16 protein-coding genes are annotated in these 15,066 nt (G+C 72.1%); 7 read left to right on the top strand and 9 right to left on the bottom strand.

The window, feature by feature from the left end:
• The first annotated feature begins 6 nt into the window (after positions 1–6).
• The 4 genes from ACIQU3_RS32400 to ACIQU3_RS32385 all read left to right on the top strand — a co-directional run bounded on the left by ACIQU3_RS32400 (position 7) and on the right by ACIQU3_RS32385 (position 3,493).
• Entirely contained in the window at positions 7–975 is a 969-nt protein-coding gene (locus tag ACIQU3_RS32400; RefSeq protein ID WP_403929207.1) for an ABC transporter permease, read from the top strand.
• Complete coding sequence (locus tag ACIQU3_RS32395; RefSeq protein ID WP_403741410.1) at positions 965–1,864, top strand: ABC transporter permease; 900 nt, start codon at positions 965–967, stop codon at positions 1,862–1,864. The genes ACIQU3_RS32400 and ACIQU3_RS32395 overlap by 11 nt, the downstream gene beginning before the upstream one ends.
• Positions 1,865–1,926: 62 nt before the next feature.
• Entirely contained in the window at positions 1,927–2,847 is a 921-nt protein-coding gene (locus ACIQU3_RS32390) for an ABC transporter ATP-binding protein (RefSeq protein WP_403929204.1), read from the top strand.
• Positions 2,840–3,493 (top strand): ABC transporter ATP-binding protein, encoded by a 654-nt coding sequence (locus ACIQU3_RS32385; RefSeq protein ID WP_403929140.1) that lies wholly within the window; start codon positions 2,840–2,842, stop codon positions 3,491–3,493. The genes ACIQU3_RS32390 and ACIQU3_RS32385 overlap by 8 nt, the downstream gene beginning before the upstream one ends.
• A gap of 47 nt (positions 3,494–3,540) precedes the next feature.
• On the opposite strand, the gene ACIQU3_RS32380 is transcribed toward ACIQU3_RS32385, so the two are convergent.
• From ACIQU3_RS32380 to ACIQU3_RS32360, 5 genes are all read right to left on the bottom strand, one after another.
• A complete protein-coding gene (locus ACIQU3_RS32380) occupies positions 3,541–3,840 on the bottom strand; it encodes a hypothetical protein (RefSeq protein ID WP_403929137.1) in 300 nt (99 codons plus the stop codon).
• A gap of 266 nt (positions 3,841–4,106) precedes the next feature.
• Entirely contained in the window at positions 4,107–4,868 is a 762-nt protein-coding gene (locus ACIQU3_RS32375; protein WP_403741401.1) for a class I SAM-dependent methyltransferase, read from the bottom strand.
• A 90-nt stretch (positions 4,869–4,958) separates the two neighbouring features.
• Positions 4,959–6,155 (bottom strand): aminotransferase class V-fold PLP-dependent enzyme, encoded by a 1,197-nt coding sequence (locus ACIQU3_RS32370; protein ID WP_403741398.1) that lies wholly within the window; start codon positions 6,153–6,155, stop codon positions 4,959–4,961.
• 5 nt (positions 6,156–6,160) lie between these two features.
• Positions 6,161–7,480, bottom strand: a complete 1,320-nt coding sequence (locus tag ACIQU3_RS32365) for a pyridoxal-phosphate dependent enzyme (protein ID WP_403741395.1) — start codon at positions 7,478–7,480, stop codon at positions 6,161–6,163.
• Positions 7,477–8,943 (bottom strand): alanine racemase, encoded by a 1,467-nt coding sequence (locus ACIQU3_RS32360; RefSeq protein WP_403929134.1) that lies wholly within the window; start codon positions 8,941–8,943, stop codon positions 7,477–7,479. The genes ACIQU3_RS32365 and ACIQU3_RS32360 overlap by 4 nt, the downstream gene beginning before the upstream one ends.
• A gap of 326 nt (positions 8,944–9,269) precedes the next feature.
• Here ACIQU3_RS32360 and ACIQU3_RS32355 point away from each other — a divergent pair, with 326 nt between their 5' ends.
• Entirely contained in the window at positions 9,270–9,902 is a 633-nt protein-coding gene (locus ACIQU3_RS32355; protein WP_403929132.1) for a hypothetical protein, read from the top strand.
• A 4-nt stretch (positions 9,903–9,906) separates the two neighbouring features.
• Here the strand turns inward: ACIQU3_RS32355 and ACIQU3_RS32350 are convergent, their stop codons facing one another.
• The 4 genes from ACIQU3_RS32350 to ACIQU3_RS32335 all read right to left on the bottom strand — a co-directional run bounded on the left by ACIQU3_RS32350 (position 9,907) and on the right by ACIQU3_RS32335 (position 13,065).
• Positions 9,907–10,452 carry a DUF488 family protein gene (locus ACIQU3_RS32350; RefSeq protein ID WP_403741386.1) on the bottom strand — a complete coding sequence of 182 codons (546 nt, stop codon included), beginning with the start codon at positions 10,450–10,452 and terminating at the stop codon, positions 9,907–9,909.
• A gap of 52 nt (positions 10,453–10,504) precedes the next feature.
• Entirely contained in the window at positions 10,505–12,034 is a 1,530-nt protein-coding gene (locus ACIQU3_RS32345) for a helix-turn-helix domain-containing protein (protein ID WP_403741383.1), read from the bottom strand.
• A gap of 85 nt (positions 12,035–12,119) precedes the next feature.
• On the bottom strand, positions 12,120–12,320 hold the full coding sequence (locus ACIQU3_RS32340; RefSeq protein ID WP_403929129.1) for a DUF4236 domain-containing protein: 201 nt from the start codon (positions 12,318–12,320) through the stop codon (positions 12,120–12,122).
• A gap of 289 nt (positions 12,321–12,609) precedes the next feature.
• Positions 12,610–13,065 (bottom strand): hypothetical protein, encoded by a 456-nt coding sequence (locus ACIQU3_RS32335; RefSeq protein ID WP_403741377.1) that lies wholly within the window; start codon positions 13,063–13,065, stop codon positions 12,610–12,612.
• A 186-nt stretch (positions 13,066–13,251) separates the two neighbouring features.
• On the opposite strand from ACIQU3_RS32335, the gene ACIQU3_RS32330 reads away from it, so the two are divergent.
• Complete coding sequence (locus tag ACIQU3_RS32330) at positions 13,252–14,277, top strand: MFS transporter (protein WP_403929126.1); 1,026 nt, start codon at positions 13,252–13,254, stop codon at positions 14,275–14,277.
• The gene (locus ACIQU3_RS32325; protein WP_403929123.1) at positions 14,252–14,782 is read left to right on the top strand and encodes a hypothetical protein; all 531 of its coding nucleotides are present in this window, start codon (positions 14,252–14,254) and stop codon (positions 14,780–14,782) included. The genes ACIQU3_RS32330 and ACIQU3_RS32325 overlap by 26 nt, the downstream gene beginning before the upstream one ends.
• Positions 14,783–15,066: the final 284 nt, after the last annotated feature.

Raw genomic sequence — 15,066 nt, 5'->3', positions numbered from 1 at the left:
GGAGCGATGGCGCGGCTGGCGGGACGGCGGGCCCTGTTCGCCGTCCCCGTCCTGCTGGTCGTCACCTTCGGCGTGTTCGCCATCGCCGCCGCCTCCCCCTTCGACCCCGTCAAGGCCTACGCCGGCACCGCCGCGCTCGGCGCCGACCGGCAGACCCTGGACCGGCTGCGCGAGAACCTCGGCGTGGACCAGCCCTTCGCCGCCCGCTGGTGGCACTGGCTGACCTCCGCGCTCACCGGCGACCTGGGGCACTCGAGCGTCATGCGGCAGCCCGTCACCCAGGTCATCGGCGAACGGCTCGTCTGGTCCGCGCTGCTCTGCGCGGTCGCCTTCGCCGCGGCCGTACTGGCGGGCACCGTCCTCGGCGTGCTCGCCGCCCGCCGTCCCGGCTCGCTCGTCGACCGGACCGTCACCTCCCTCGCCTACACGCTGGAGGCGGCCCCGGTCTTCTGGATCGCGCTGCTCGCCATCTGGCTGTTCGCCCTCCAGTGGGACGTCCTGCCGGCGGGCGGACTGACCGACACCGGCAGCGAACAGGTCACCCCCGGCCAGGTCACGAGCCACCTCGTCCTGCCCGCCGGGGTCCTCGCCCTCTCCCAACTGCCCTGGTTCACCCTGTACGTACGCCAGGGCGTCGGCGACGCGCTGGCGGAGGACCCCGTACGCGGCGCCCGGGCCCGCGGCCTGAGCGAACGCACCGTCCTGCTCGGCCACGCCCTGCGCTCGGGGCTCCTGCCGGTGCTCACACTCATCGGTTCCCGCGTGCCCGAACTCATCACCGGAGCCCTGCTGGTGGAGAGCGTCTTCAGCTGGCCGGGGATCGCCGCCGCCACCGTCGAGGCGGCCACCGCCGTCGACTTCCCGCTGCTCGCCGCCCTGACCACCCTGGCCACCGCCGCCGTGCTCGCCGGGAACCTGCTCGCCGACCTGCTCTACGGACTGTTCGACCCGAGGGTGAAGCTCAGTGACATGTGACGCACCGGCGCCCGCCAGCGCTCCGGACGGGCCCGAGTGGCGCTCGCACGGCCCGAAGCGCCGCTCCACCCGCACCCTGCGCGTGCGTACCTCCGTCGTGCTCGTGGCGGCGACCGTGCTCGCCGTGCTGCTCGTCCCGCCGCTGGTCCAGCTCGACCAGCAGGCCGTCGACCTCGCCGCCAAGCTGCAACCACCCTCCTGGACACACCCGTTCGGCACCGACGACGTCGGCCGCGACCTGCTGCTGCGCTGCGTCTACGGCCTGCGCGTCTCCCTGCTCGTCGGTGTGGCGGCGGCGCTGACCGCGACCGTGGTCGGCACGGCCGTGGGCGCTGCGGCCGGCGCGCTGGGCGGCTGGGCCGACCGGGCCCTGATGCGGCTGGTCGACACGTTCTCGTCCGTGCCGCATCTGCTGCTCGGCATCTTCATCGTCGCCATGTTCCGCCCCGGGGTGTGGCCGGTGGTGATCTCGGTCGCGCTGACCCACTGGCTGTCCACGGCCCGGATCGTGCGCGCCGAGGTGCTGTCGCTGCGGTCGCGGCCGTACATCGACGCGGCCGTCTCCGGCGGGGCGTCCCGGTGGCGGGTGGCCGTACGGCACCTCCTGCCCGCCGTTCTTCCCCAGGCCGCGCTCGCCGCCGTGCTGATGGTGCCGCACGCCATGTGGCACGAGTCGGCCCTGTCCTTCCTCGGTCTCGGACTGCCGAGCCACACGGCGAGCCTCGGCACCCTGATCCAGGGCGCCCGCGGCTCCCTGCTCGCCGGCCAGTGGTGGCCCACCCTCTTCCCCGGCCTCTTCCTCATCGTCCCCACCCTCGCCATCGCCGGACTCGCCGGGGCCTGGCGGGAGCGGATCAACCCACGTCACCGATCGGAGCTGATGCTGTGAGCGCCGGAACGGAGTCCACGACCCCCGTGCTGTCCGTGCGCGGACTGTCCGTGCGGTTCCTCATGCCCGGCGGGCGCCGCGTCGCCGCCGTCACCGACGCGCGCTTCGACGTGGCGCCCGGCGAGTGCCTGGCCCTGATCGGGGAGAGCGGCTGCGGCAAGTCCGTGCTCGCCTCGGCGCTGCTCGGGCTCCTCCCCGGCAACGCACAGACCGCCGGCTCGGCCCTGCTCGGCGACCTGGACCTCCTCACCGCCGGCGAACGCACCCTCGCCCGCACCGTGCGCGGACGACTCATCGGCCTCGTACCGCAGAGCCCGGCCGCCCACCTCACCCCGGTCCGTACCGTCCGCTCCCAACTGGAGGAGACCGTCGCCGCGTTGACCGCGACCCGGGGCCGCGCCGCACTGCGGGCCGCCGCCGAGGCCGCCGCCGAACGGGCCGCGTTCCCCGCCGACCATCTCGACCGTCACCCCCACCAGCTGTCCGGCGGCCTCGCCCAGCGCGCCGCCACCGCCCTCGCCCTGGTCGGCGGCGCGCCCCTGCTGCTCGCCGACGAACCGACCACCGGACTCGACCGCGACCTGGTGGACCGCACGGTCGACGAACTGCGCCGGCACGTCGACGCCCCCGGCGACGGCCGCCGACGGGCCCTGCTGATGATCACGCACGACTTGGCGGCGGCCGAGCGCATCGCCGACCGGGTCGCGGTCATGTACGCGGGGCGCATCGTCGAACTCGCCGACGCAACCGCCTTCTTCGGCTCGTCCGGGCCCCGCCACCCCTACAGCCGGGGCCTGCTCCGGGCCCTGCCCGACCGTGCCTTCGCCCCCGTGCCGGGCATGCCGCCGGAACTGGGCGACCTCCCGGCCGGGTGCGCCTTCGCCGCACGCTGCGACAGGGCCACCGACCTCTGCGCCGGCCCGCCGCCCACCGGTGCGGTCGCCTGCCACCACCCGCACGTGCCGGAGGACACCCGTGCTTGAACTGCGCTCCATCACCGCCGGATACGCCCGCAACGCCCCGGTGGTCCGGGACGTCTGCCTCGACGTCGCCGCGGGGGAGTCCGTCGGCCTGCTGGGCCCGAGCGGCTGCGGCAAGTCCACCCTCGCGCGGGTCGCGGCCCTGCTGCACCGCCCCGACTCCGGCACCCTGCTCCTCGACGGCGCGCCCGTACGGCACTGGCGCCACCGCGCCCCACGGGCCCTGCGCACCGCCTTCGGGGTCGTCTTCCAGCAGGCCAGGCTCTCCGCGGACCCCCGGCTGCCGCTCAGCGGCCTGATCGCCGAGCCGCTGCGCGCCACCGGTCGCGCCGGGGACGTCACGGCCCGGGTCGCCGAGCTGGCACCGGCCGTCGGCCTCACCCCCGACCTGCTCACCCGGAAGCCGCACGAGGTCAGCGACGGTCAGTTGCAACGCGCCTGCCTCGCCCGGGCCCTGGTGTTGCATCCGCGCCTGCTGGTGTGCGACGAGATGACCGCGATGCTCGACGCCTCCACCGCCGCCGCCCTGGTCGCCGCCGTCGAGGACTACCGCGCCTCGACCGGCGCCGCCCTGCTGGCCGTGGGTCACGACCGCACCCTGCTGGAGCGCTGGTGCGACCGTACCGTCCACTGGGACGCCCTGACCTGAGACCCGCCGACCGGGCGTCCGCGTCCGTCATCGGACCCGGACGCCGGTCAGTGGTCGTCCCAGTGGCCCTCGTGGGCCGCGTGGCGGTGGCCGTCGTGCACGTAGTCCGTGTGGTCACCGTGCCGCACGGCCAGGTGGCCGCAGGTGTCGCCGTGCTCGTGGTCGTGGTTCCGGTGCACCGTGTGGCCGGCTTTCGCGCACTCGTCGGCGTGCCCCTCGTGCATCCGGTGGATGTGCCCGTCGTGGGCGTAGTCGGTGTGGTCGCCGTGGGGGAAGGCGAGATGACCGCAGTCGTCGCCGTGGGTGTGCCCGTGGTCGTCGTGGGTGGCGTGCTCGGCGGTGGTCATGGGTCTCCTCGCGGGGGGGGCGCGTGGCCGCTCGCGGGGCGTGCGCCGAGACCGGTGGGGCGATGTCGACGTGGAGCGGTCCTGCCATGCAGTGTCGGAGCGCCCGCGCCCGCGCGCACCCGGTGGGGCGCGGGCGGGTGAAACAGGCGGCCAGGACCTGTCGTCGCGGCGGCCGAGAGCCGCAGTCACTCTCGGACGGCCTGATCCAAACGACAGGCCCTAGCTGTATTGATCACCCGCGTGAACAACGCTGCGGGTCACTACACCTAGCGCACCGCGACGACCACGCAGCTGTCGCCGTACTGCCACACCGGGCCGGCCTGGGCGAAGCCGGCCTGCCGGAGCAGCTCCACATGGGCGGGGAGGGGGAGGTCGGCGGGGCGGCCGGTGTCGCGTGCCGAGCGGCGGCGGCGCTCCTCGAGCAGGTCGGTCAGCTCCGGGTCGGCACCGGCCCCGGCCCACCAGGAGTCCCAGTCCTCCTGGGCGAACACACGCTGCCGGCCGGCCCGGCACCGCCCGACGTGGGCGGCGATCCGGGCCGGGCCCGTCTCGCCCGGCGGGAGGTGGTCGCCGTTGACGAGAACGCCCCCGGGGCGCAGCAGCACGGCGAGCTGCCGGTACGTGGCGAGCAGGGTGTCGCGGTCGAGGTAGTGCAGGGCGGTGGTGGAGACCGCCGCGTCCAGGGGCCGGTCCAGGCCCAGGGCCCACGTCCAGCCGGGCGCGCCGATCTCGGCGTCGACGTAACGGGCCGCGTCCGGATGGTGGGTGCGGCCCAGCTCCAGCAGGAGGGGGTCCCGGTCCACGGCCACGATCTCCGCGTCCGGCAGCCGCCGGACCAGCCGGGCCGCGAGGGAGCCGGGCCCGCAGCCGAGGTCCACGACGAGGGGGCGGGCGGCGCACTCCGCCGTGGTGTGCTCGACGACATCGGCGATCACCGTGAACCGCTCCTCGCGGTCGACGGCGTACCGCTGCTGCTGGAGTTCCCAGCGCTCCACCCATCGCTCCGCCGTCGCCAGACTCAGCCCCATCCGGTCGCGTCACCTCGCCGTATCGCACCCGACTCCTGCCGTTCCGAGCCTACAGGTGGAAACGGTTCCCATTACGCGTAGAGAAGGGTGTCACGAAAGTGAGGCGAGAACCGACAGCAGCCGGTCGATCTCCTTAACCGTGTTGTACACATGCAGACTCACCCGAACCGAACCGCTCTTCTCACCCGCGTCCCCCTGGCAGTGATGGTCGGAGCGGACCATGAAGCCGTGGCTGAACAGGATGAACCCCAGATCGCCCGAGTCGATGGCGCGGTGCCGCAGGGTCACGATGCCCACGCGGCGCTGCACGGCCGTGCCGGCGGCCAGGCTGAGCGGGCAGCCGAGAATCTCGTAGGCGTCCAGCCGGCGCAGTCCCTCCGTGAGCCGGGTCGCGAGGTCGGCCGTCCAGCGCTCGATCCGGTCGAGGCCAGCCGCCTCCAGCCAGTCCAGAGCCGCTTCCAGTGAGGCGATGCCCACGGTGTTCGGAGTGCCGCTCCAGCCTCCGGGCACGAACGCGGGCCCCCGCGCCTGCCGGGCCCACACCGCACCGGAACCGGGCAGGGCCAGCGCCTTGTGCCCGGAGAACACGACGAAGTCCACGTCCAGCTCGGCCACGGAGACGGGCAGATGGCCGACGCTCTGCGCCGCGTCCAGACAGATGACCGCCTCGGGGCCGACGGCCGCGCGGATGCGCTGCACGTTCATGTCGCCGCCGTACACGTGGTGCACATGGGTGGTGGCGACGAACCGGGTGCGCGCGCTCGCCCGTTCGGCCAGCACCCGGTGGTCGTAGTCCCCGGAGCCGCTCTGGTACGGCATCGGCACCACCCGGATGCGCACACCCTCGCGGGCGAGCAGCCGCTGGGCCTCCCGCCACGGCGCGATGTTGGCCTGGTGGTCGGCGTCCGGGACGACGATCTCGTCCCCGTCGCGCAGGAAGCCCGGCAGCCAGTCACGGGCGAGGGTGCGCAGCCCCTCGGTGGTGCCGCCCGTGAAGTGGACGGCGGAGCTTTCCGGCCGGGGGTCGCCGAGGAACCGGGCGACGCGCTCACGGGTCCGCTCGACCAGCTCCGTGGTCCGGTTGGCCCAGGTGTAGGTCCCGCGCGCGGAATTGGCGTTGGACGTGGTCAGGTACGTCTGCACGGCGTCCAGTACGGCCTGCGGCTTCTGCGCCGTGGCCGCGCTGTCGAGGTAGGCCAGCTCGGGGTGACCGGTGACGATGGGGAACTGGGCGCGCAGCGTCCGCTGCCACGCGTGCGGGTCCTCGCGTGAGATCGGTGCGGTCATGCCGGTCAGTCCCGTACCAGGGGCGCGCCCGCGTCCCGCCAGGCGATGATGCCGCCGGCCAGGCTGCGTACGTCCGGGTGGCCCATCCGCGTCAGCAGCGCCGCGTACCGCGCCGACTGCTCGCCGACCGGGCAGGCCAGCAGCACCGGCCGGCGCCGGCTGAACGGCAGGCCGCCCCGGACGAGTTCGGCGAACAGCTCGTCGACGATGTTGACCGATCCGTCGATGTGCAGCGCCGCGTACGCGTACGGGCTGCGCAGGTCCACCACGAGCGGTCCGGCGGTGTCGATCCAGCGCCGGGCCTCGGCCACGGTGACCGAGGGCGCCCCGCGGACCTCGGCGTCGGACAGGCCGGCCGGTGAGTTCGTCCGGGGCGGCCGGCCCAGCAGATCGGGGCGCCGCTGCCGGACGTAGCTCAGATAGCTCTCGACCCGGTCGCAGACGATGAACACCGCCGTCCGCCGCCCGGCCGACTCCTCGTCGAGGTTGCGCAGATGACGGACCGCGCCGAAGTAGGCCGCCCCTCCGGTGGGCCCGCCGAGGATGCCGCAGCGGCGGTTCAGGGTCAGCATCCCCTCGATCGCCTCTTCGGAGCTGACCGATTCCATCGTGTCGTACGTCTCCGGGTCGAACAGGCCGACCTCCTGCACCTCGTCGATGGTGCGGATGCCGGGGATGAAGTCGGACTTGGCCGAGACCAGCCCGACCACCCGCACCGACGGATCCTCCTCGCGCAGAGCGCGGGCCACGCCCGTGGAGGAACCGGCGGTGCCCACGCAGGCGACGAACCAGTCCGGAACCCGGCCGTCCAGATCCTTGACGATCTCCGGCCCGGTACCGGTGAGATGCGCCTCGGTGTTGCGCGGGTTGAAGTACTGGTCGGTGTGCAGATAGGCGCTGCCGGAGGCGGCCAGCGTCCGGTGGAACAGGGTCAGCGGATCGTCCGTGGCGGTCGGGTCGAGGCACTCGCTCTGCCCCGGCAGCTCCTCGATCTCCGCGCCGAGCAGCAGCAGGAGGTCCTTGATCTCCGGCACCCGCATCCGGTTGGTGACGCTTCTGAAGCCCAGGCCGTGCATGCCCGCGATGACCGCGAGGGCCTTGGCCGTGTTGCCGCTGGACAACTCCACCACCTGGCTGCCGTGTTCCACCGCCTCGGCCAGCAGCGGTCCCGCCATGCTCCAGGCGGCCCGGTCCTTGACCGAGCCGAAGGGGTTGAGCATTTCCAGCTTGGCGTACAGATCGATGGTGCGCAGGCCGTGCACCGCCGGGTCTATCCGCACCAGAGGGGTGTTGCCTATCGCCTCGGTGATGCTGTCGTACCTCACGGGGCTCCCCTCAAGGGCGTGATCGGCCAGAACTGGTCGTCGAGGCACCAGCGCCACGCGTCGCCGTCCTGCCAGGCGGCGACCTTGCGGGCGGCGGGCTGGTGCTGGGCGCGCGTGGCGTGGAAGTCCATGACGTAGCCCGCGGTGTTGGCGAAGGCCAGCAGGTCGCCGGGTTCCGGGCGGCGAGGCAGGAACACCGTGCGCCGGGTGATCAGGTCGGTCTCCAGGCAGAGGCTGCCGAAGAGGTGCACGGCGACGGGCCCGCCGCCCTGCCCTGCTCCGCCGCGGGGGACGACGACCGGGTCCATCAGCACCCCGTGGTCCTCCAGGGCGATGTCGTCCGACTTCGCGGCCAGCCGCACCCGCAGTGGCCCGCCGGCCATCGGGTCACGGACCTCCACGACCCGCGCCAGCGAGAGTCCGCACTGGTCCAGCAGCGCCCGGCCGGGCTCGCTGTACAGGTCGTACAGGTGCTCCAGCAGCAGCGCGGCCAGCGGGCGCCCGCCCAGCGAGACGGCGGGCTGCGCCAGCAGCTCGTCCAGGTAGGCGGCGCCGGCGACGGACCGGTGGGCGGGGTACACGCCCAGCGTGCCGCGCAGGGTGCCGGACTCGTTGCGCAGCCCGTAGCCGTGCCCGCCCCACGTCAGCGGTGGACGGCGGCCGAGGACCGCTTCGGTGAGCCCGCTCGTGTACGCCTCCCACTGCTCCCGCTCGGCGAGGTAGCTGACGCCGAACCCGCCGCCGATGTCCACGGCCCGCGGCCGTAACCCCCGGGCCCGGCACAACTCCAGTGCGCCCAGGCTTCCTTCGAGGGCGGTCGCCTTCTCCGTGACGCTCGTCGTGTCCAGATGGAAGGCCACCCCCGCCGCGTCGAGGGCGTCGGCATGCCGCTCGACCGCCTCCAGCAGCAGCTCCAACTCCCGGACGGGCGTGCCGAAACGGCTGCGCCGGCTCAGCACCTTCACGCCCGGTGTCTCGAAGCCCGACAGTCGCAGCAGCACCCGCACCGGCGCGAGCGTGTGCTTGCGCACCAGGGCCGCGAGCTGGTCCAGTTCGGCGACGGCGTCCACGCCGACCGTGACCCCCGTACGGGCCGCCAGCCACAGGAACTCGGGGTTCTTCGGCCCCGTGGCCATGATCCGGCCGGCGTCGAAACCGGCGCCCAGCGCGTGCTGCAACTCGCCCAGCGACGCGACGTCCACGCCCGCGTCCGTCGCGGCGAGCCGCCTCAGCAGGGCACGGGACCCGTTGGCCTTGTGGGCGTAGAAGATCTGGCCCGACAGACGGTGAGCCCGGTACACCGACCGGAACCGCTCCAGGTTCTCGGCGATCTGGTCCGGCACCACGACGTGCAGAGGCGAGCCGAGCGCGTCGACGAGCGAGTGCAGCGTGCCGTGTGCCGCCGTGAGCGACCTCAGCCGTGGCTCCAGCCGCGGTTCGAGGTACAAGGGCCGGCCGTCCATGCGCGCTCCCCCTCCTGAAGCCGCGGCACCCGGCATCCGGGCACGTCGGACACTCCCCGCGTTTCGCCGTATGACCCATATCCATTCTTCGTTCGCTTTACGCCCTGTAAAGCCCGCTCCTCACCGCCGCCCACCGCCCGGCCGCCGCTGCCGCCCTCGGTGAGGGGCACCGGCCGCGGTGGCACGGCGGTGACATTCGGGACGGACCCGTAGCAGGTCCGCGGGGCAACGGATGCGGCCGGTGGCGGGTCGTACGGGGGGCAAGGGCAAAGGCCCGCGCAATCGGCCTGGGACACCGGACGACGAACCGGGGGTCCGGCAGAACAATGGGGGAGACCATGCAGATCCGTGCCCGAGACATCCGCACCACCATGGCCGCGCTGGCGGCCGTCGCCGGTGTCGCCGCAGCCGCCGTCCCGGCCGTCGCCGCCACTACGCCCGCCTCCGGCACACCCCGGTTCCTGGAGCCGGCCGACCTGCCGCCGCACCCGTCCTCGCCCTGGTACGCCGGAGCGGTCACGCCCGGCCGGCCCGACCCGCTGCCGATGTGCCTGGGCGACGCGCTGCCGTCCATCACCACGCACCGGCAGTACTGGACGGAGTTCGACACGAACGCCCAGCAGCTCACCGTCGAAGGACGCAGCGAGCAGTGGGCGAAGGAGTTCGCGGCGCTGCTGCGCAAGGACCTGGCCGGCTGCGCGGAGAAGCTGATGCGGCAGGACGCCGACATCACCGCGACGCAGAAGTACTACGGCAAGCTGAACGTCGAGGAGGGCGCCGACGTCTACGGCATCCACACCGCCTCCGTCCGGGGCTCCTCCGACATCGGCCTCTTCTCGGTCGGACGCGACGGCGCGACCGTCACGGTCGTCCGCTGGGGACAGATGGGCACCTTCCGGCACGCCCGGGTGGCCGACTTCAAGGCCACGACCGTCACGGCGGTGAACAAGCTGTACTGACGGCTCAGCCCCGGGTCGGCTCGGTGGGGGCGTCGTACACGAGGAGCCCGTCCTCCCGCAGACGGGCTCCCGGTGTCGGCGCATGGGCACTCAGACGACCGTCGTGCATGAGGTGCCGGACGGGTACGCCGCGGGCCAGCACCGCGAAGTCGGCGATCAGGCGGCGGTGACAGCGCCACCAGACCGCCTCGCTGCACATCACGGCCGTGCGGGCGCCCGCCGCCTCGCGCAGCAGGCGGTCCATCGCGGAGACGAACTCGGGGGAGCGGGTGTGCGCGGCGTACCCGCGGAAGGACTCGTTGCGCCACACGACGTCCGGGCTGTCCGCGGGCAGCGGGCGGAACCCGCCGAGGGCCGGTTCCCACCGGTAGCCGATACCGGCACCCGGCAGCCACTCGGCGAGCCGCTCCCGCAGCAGATCGGGATCGCGGCGGCTGCCGGGCGCGGTCCGCACGTCCACGACGGCCGCCACCCCGGCATCCCGCAGCAGCCCGCCGATCCGCTCCCGTCCGGCGGTGCTGTGGCCAAAGGTCAGCAGCTGTGTGTCCACAGATGCGGACTATCCCGTTCTGGAGGGGCCACACCTGCGGACGTACTCACCCTCAGATGTCCCGGAACGTCTCGATCTGCGCCCCGATCGAGTTCAGCCGCTCCGCCAGGTCCTCGTAACCGCGGTTGATGACGTACACGTTGCGCAGCACCGACGTGCCCTCGGCCGCCATCATCGCCAGCAGGACGACGACCGCGGGGCGTAGGGCCGGCGGGCACATCATCTCGGCGGCGCGCCAGCGGGTCGGGCCCTCGACCAGGACGCGGTGGGGGTCCAGGAGCTGGAGGCGGCCGCCGAGGCGGTTCAGGTCGGTCAGGTAGATCGCGCGGTTGTCGTAGACCCAGTCGTGGATGAGGGTCTGGCCCTGGGCGACCGCCGCGATGGCCGCGAAGAACGGGACGTTGTCGATGTTCAGGCCCGGGAACGGCATGGGGTGGATCTTGTCGATGGGCGCCTCCAGCTTGGAGGGCCGGACCGTGAGATCCACCAGCCGGGTGCGGCCGTTGTCGGCGAAGTACTCGGGCGTGCGGTCGTGGTCGAGGCCCATCTCCTCCAGGACGGCGAGCTCGATCTCCAGGAACTCGATGGGCACGCGGCGGACCGTCAGCTCCGACTCCGTCACCACGGCCGCGGCCACCAGGCTCATCGCCTCGACCGGGTCCTCGGAGGGGGAGTAGTCCACGTCGACGTCGATGGTGGGCACGCCGTGCACGGTGAGCGTGGTCGTGCCGATGCCGTCGACCTTGACGCCGAGGGCCTCCAGGAAGAAGCAGAGGTCCTGGACCATGTAGTTGGACGAGGCGTTGCGGATGACGGTGATGCCGTCGTGCCGGGCGGCCGCGAGCAGGGCGTTCTCGGTGACCGTGTCGCCGCGTTCGGTCAGGACGATCGGGCGGTCGGGGCTGACCGCGCGGTCCACCTGGGCGTGGTACAGGCCCTCGGTGGCGGCGATGTCCAAACCGAACCGGCGCAGCGCGATCATGTGCGGCTCGATCGTGCGGGTGCCGAGGTCGCAGCCGCCGGCGTACGGCAGCTTGAAGTGGTCCAGGCGGTGCAGCAGCGGGCCGAGGAACATGATGATGGAGCGGGTGCGGCGGGCCGCGTCCGCGTCGATCGCCGCCAGGTTCAGTTCGGCCGACGGCACGATCTCCAGGTCGACGCCGTCGTTGATCCACCGGGTGCGCACCCCGATGGAGCCCAGCACCTCAAGGAGGCGGTACACCTCCTCGATGCGGGCGACGCGACGCAGCACCGTGCGCCCCTCGTTGAGCAGCGAGGCGCACAGCAGTGCCACGCACGCGTTCTTGCTCGTCTTCACGTCGATGGCACCGGACAGCCGGCGCCCGCCGACCACCCGCAGATGCATCGGACCGGCGTAGCCGAGTGACACGATCTCGCTGTCGAGGGCCTCCCCGATGCGCGCGATCATCTCAAGGCTGATGTTCTGGTTGCCGCGCTCGATCCGGTTGACGGCGCTTTGGCTGGTGCCGAGCGCCTCGGCCAGCTGCGACTGGGTCCAGCCGCGGTGCTGCCGGGCGTCACGGATGAGCTTGCCGATGCGTACGAGGTAGTCGTCTGACATGAGGCTGAGGTTATCTCAGATATGAGATGAAGCCCGATCGGGGGGTCCGAACGGGTGACGGGATGTCAAACCCGTCCGGGCCGGCTCAGTGTCGGCCCGCCTTGGTGGTGCGCCGCCAGCCGAAGGGTCCGGGCAGGTCCATCGAGGTCGTATGGCGTCCTGTGCTGCTGCGGGTGTACCGCGGGCCGTTCTTTCCGCCGCCGGTGGTGATGGACCAGGAGCGCTTGTTGATGTTGAGCCGCACCCCCGGAAGGATCCGGAAACTCTTGCGGAACGTGAGCGGCATGCCTGTCTCCTCTCCTGTGTGCGTGGTTGTCCGTCTGCTTGTGTGGTACGTGGATGTCCCGTTCGGATACCCGGGAAAAGGGCGTACATGGCCGCCGGGAGTGACCCGTCGCAGTGAAGGGGGAGCGATTCTCGGCGAAGGTTGAGCGGTCCCTACGGAGCCCGCAGTGCCCAGGTGAGCGATCGGCGGCCGGTGCGAGGGCGCCGACAAGCTGGATCGTGTGCGCGGGTGGTGCGGTGAGACGGTCAACGTCGGCCCGACCATCCGCACGGCCGTCGGGAGACTTCTCTCAGACGAGGTAGCGCTGGTCCAGGCTCTTGGGGGCGATGGCCGGGTACGCGAGAAGACGCCGCCGGGGAGGGGGTTGGGGCGGATCGGCGGGGGCGGGGACGAGTTCGCGCACGCCGAGATCGACGGTCATCGCCTGCGGAGCGAACGAGACGTCACACTTCCGCGCCGCGGCTTCCAGGTGGTAGACCACGCCCTCGTGGACGACGTTTCCCGCCCGTGTCGCCAGATAGAGGAACTCGGGGTCGACCTCGCGCAGCAGTGACTTCGGTATGCGGGCCGGGAGCGTGAGCGCGTAGTAACGGGGCCAGTCCATGAGCCGATGGCGCTCGAGCCAGGACCGGCCGAACGGGCGGAGGCTGGTGAACATGGCGAAGGCCCACTCGAGTTTCACGCCGGTCACCACCAGAAGGAAGTTCACCACGAATGCCAGCCAGACCAGTCCGTGGACAAGCATGACGTGGCTGCTCCGGGGGGCCGGTCCCTCGGCCCGTGACAGTACGGCAACCGCGCACAGGGCCCCGTAAACGGCGCCCTGGTAGGACGGGAAGGTCGACCGCAAGGTGCTGGCAGAGTTGGCAGCACGACCGACGCCGGGTGCGATCCCCAGCTTCACGATCATCCGCTGACGGAGGGAAGGACCGTGACGCTCCCCCCTGCCCTCGCCGCCGACGACGACGCCACCGAGGTCCTCAAGGTCCCCGACTTCCGGCGTCTGTGGGCAGCGAACGGTTTTGGGTACGCGGCCTCCGAGGTCGCCGGGTTCGCCCTACCCGTCACCGCGCTCCTGCTGCTGCACGCGCGTCCGCTGGTGATGAGCCTGATCTTCGTCTGCAGCCGGGCGGGATTCCTGACGGTTGGTCTGCCCGCCGGCGTCTGGATCGACCGCTGGCGCAAGAAGCCGGTGATGGTCTGGGCAGACGTCGCCTACGCCGTCGCCTTCGGCAGCATCCCGGTCGCCTATTTCCTGGACGTCCTCACCGTGGCCCAGTTGATCGTGGTGGCCCTGGTGGTCAGCATGGCCGGGGTCTTCTTCGAAGTGGCCCACAGCAGCGTGCTGCCGTACGTGCTGCCCAGACGGCGAGTGGCAGACGGCAACGCCCGGCTGCAGACCTCCCAGACCACCATTCAGGCGGTCTCCCCCAGCGTCGCGGGCGTGGTGACACAGAGCATCGCCGCACCTGTTCTCTACTGCTTCGTCGGGCTCTGCCACCTGATGTCGCTCCTGCTGGTACGACGCATCCACCCGTCCGGGGACGTCGCGCGAGACAGGGCCACGCCCGAGCGCAGGTTCCGCCGTGAGATCGCGGACGGTATGGGCGTCCTGTTCAGCCAGCCCCTGCTCCGCCTGCTCCTCAACCAGGCTGCCCTGAACAACATCGGCGCGGGCATCATCCTGGCCATGCTGCCGGTCTTCCTTCTCAACGAGATCGGCATCTCGACCTGGATGTGCGGCCTGCTGTCCACGCTCGGCGCCCTGGCCGGGTTCGCTGCCTCTCTCCCGGCTCCACGACTGCGGCGCCGGTTCGGTGAAATCCGGATGACGCTCATCTTCTCCGCCCTGGCACCGTTCGCCGTGGTGGCAGCTCCCCTCGCCGGCGTCTTCCGTGGCGTCGCCGTGCCGCTCATAGCGCGTCGTATACGTGCATCCGCCGCGTTACCAGGGTGAGGAGTTCCAGAACCCCGCTGGGCTGCCGCGCCCGGTGCTGGGCGGGCTGCCCTTCCCCTGGGTCACCCCCATGGGCGACGGCCGGCCGCTCTTCCGCGAGATCGAGCGGGTGAAGGCGGAGCTGTGCCGCCGGCTCTGGGGGTGCCAGGTCTGCGGGAACGATCTGGGCACCACGGCGTGGGTGGCCCTTCAGGAGCCGCGGGACGGGTCGGCGGTGGTGTCCTCCGCCACCATCCATGCCGGGTGCCTCCGGATTGCGGTGGACTACTGCCCCGTGCTGGGCAACCCGAGCATGGGATACGTATGCACGGAGGCGTACGAGGACGACATCGTAGCCGTCTCCGACACATCACCGGACCGGAACCCGCATGCGCCCACGGCGCGGTGGCATCTGCGCCCGGTTGTCGAGACCTCGCGACCCGACCGGGTCCGCAGGTTCCATTCCCTTGCCGAAGTCGAAGCAGCAGGCCGCGGGTCCGCCCCCGGAGAGACGAACCCCCGTTGACCTGCACGTCCGCAAGATCCGCAGATGGAGCACGGTGCCCTTCGGCGGTAGAGGTATGTGCGGCAGGTTGCTGAGCAGGTGAGGCGTATCTGGATCTTGCGCCCCGGCAACGGGGGGCCTGAGCAATACGCGCAGATCCTCGGCTGTTCTCGGGGCGGTGCCTTTGGACCGGGTGTCAGCAGTGGGGATCCGCCCCGCTCGATCCGGCGACGTATACAGGCCCGGTGACTGCACATCTTCGAGCACCGGCGTCGTCGGCTGCCGGGGCCGAGTGGGGTGCCGCA

The sequence above is a fragment of the Streptomyces sp. NPDC101110 genome (assembly GCF_044759525.1).
GTDB lineage: Bacteria > Actinomycetota > Actinomycetes > Streptomycetales > Streptomycetaceae > Streptomyces.
This window is presented reverse-complemented; position numbering and strand designations above follow the sequence as displayed.

Bases quoted from the DNA above. Each gene is read 5' to 3' on its own strand.
- ACIQU3_RS32370 (WP_403741398.1), bottom strand. From the start codon at position 6,155: ATGACCGCACCGATCTCACGCGAGGACCCGCACGCGTGGCAGCGGACG.
- ACIQU3_RS32340 (WP_403929129.1), bottom strand. From the start codon at position 12,320: ATGCCGCTCACGTTCCGCAAGAGTTTCCGGATCCTTCCGGGGGTGCGG.
- ACIQU3_RS32390 (WP_403929204.1), top strand. From the start codon at position 1,927: ATGCCCGGCGGGCGCCGCGTCGCCGCCGTCACCGACGCGCGCTTCGAC.
- ACIQU3_RS32360 (WP_403929134.1), bottom strand. From the start codon at position 8,943: ATGGACGGCCGGCCCTTGTACCTCGAACCGCGGCTGGAGCCACGGCTG.
- ACIQU3_RS32335 (WP_403741377.1), bottom strand. From the start codon at position 13,065: ATGCTTGTCCACGGACTGGTCTGGCTGGCATTCGTGGTGAACTTCCTT.
- ACIQU3_RS32355 (WP_403929132.1), top strand. From the start codon at position 9,270: ATGGGGGAGACCATGCAGATCCGTGCCCGAGACATCCGCACCACCATG.
- ACIQU3_RS32375 (WP_403741401.1), bottom strand. From the start codon at position 4,868: ATGGGGCTGAGTCTGGCGACGGCGGAGCGATGGGTGGAGCGCTGGGAA.
- ACIQU3_RS32380 (WP_403929137.1), bottom strand. From the start codon at position 3,840: ATGACCACCGCCGAGCACGCCACCCACGACGACCACGGGCACACCCAC.
- ACIQU3_RS32400 (WP_403929207.1), top strand. From the start codon at position 7: ATGGCGCGGCTGGCGGGACGGCGGGCCCTGTTCGCCGTCCCCGTCCTG.
- ACIQU3_RS32345 (WP_403741383.1), bottom strand. From the start codon at position 12,034: ATGTCAGACGACTACCTCGTACGCATCGGCAAGCTCATCCGTGACGCC.